The organism is Urechidicola vernalis (assembly GCF_031846385.1).
In the GTDB taxonomy this organism is placed as follows: domain Bacteria; phylum Bacteroidota; class Bacteroidia; order Flavobacteriales; family Flavobacteriaceae; genus Urechidicola; species Urechidicola vernalis.
The window spans coordinates 1-1,071 of sequence record NZ_JAVRHV010000021.1 but is presented as its reverse complement, the minus strand read 5'-3'; the positions used below and the strand labels follow the sequence as shown (position 1 = coordinate 1,071).

At 39.2% G+C, this 1,071-nt stretch carries 1 protein-coding gene; it reads left to right on the top strand.

Annotation, left to right across the window (positions count from 1 at the left end):
- Nucleotides 1-1,071 (top strand): tandem-95 repeat protein (locus RM519_RS13925; RefSeq protein ID WP_311594437.1); only part of this gene is annotated, 1,071 nt, incomplete at both ends.

Sequence of the window (1,071 nt, the reverse complement as noted above, 5' to 3'; positions counted from 1 at the left end):
TGCCGTTAATGATAATGGTACACCAGATGACCCAACCGATGATGGAATTGATTATACCCCATTTGCAAACTACCATGGATTGGATAGTTTTGAATATGAGATTGAAGATGCAAATGGAGATACTAGCAGAGCAACAGTTTTTGTAGAAGTTATATCGGTAAATGATTTACCATTGGCAGAAGATGATTCTATTACAGTAGATGAGGATAGTAACGATATCCGAATAGATGTATTGTTCAATGATGATTTTGGAGGCGATGGTCCAAACATGGGAAGTATTACCTTACCAGATGGTGCAGTAACAGGTTTAGATGACACAGGACAAGTAACCCCAAGTTCGAATGATGGATTGATAACCGTAGATGACAATGGAACACCGAATGACCCAACAGACGATACTATATTGTATTCTCCTGCACCGGATTATCATGGGCCAGATGAGTTTAATTATGCCATTACCGATAGTAATGGAGATGTTAGTATAGCAACAGTTTATATAACAGTAAATTCAATCAACGACTTGCCTCAGGCAGAGTTAGATTTTGTAGCTTCTTTTGAAGATGCTCCATTGACAACAATCAATGTAACTGCGAATGATGACTTTGGTGGAGATGGACCAAGTGTAACACCTATTACGATAGCAACTGGAACAAGTGTAGAAGGAGGAATAATTTCAGTAAATGATAATGGTACACCAGATGACCCAACCGATGATGGTATTGATTATACTCCGGCCCTAAATTATAATGGAGAAGATAGTTTCGTATATACAATTGTGGATAGCAATGGTGATACCTCGGAAGCTACGGTGGTTATTGTTCTAGAGTCAGTGAATGATTTACCAACTGCAGTTGATGATAGCGCTACAGTTGTTGAAGACAGTGGCTTAACGGTAATTGATGTAACGAATAATGATGATTTTGGAGGCGATGGACCAAGTGTTGGAACGATTACGCTAGGAGTTGGAAAATCATTCAATGGTAATTTGGTAAGTGTCAATGACAACGGAACCCCAGATGATCCAACGGACGATAAGATAGATTATACACCATCGGCAGACTTTAATGGAGC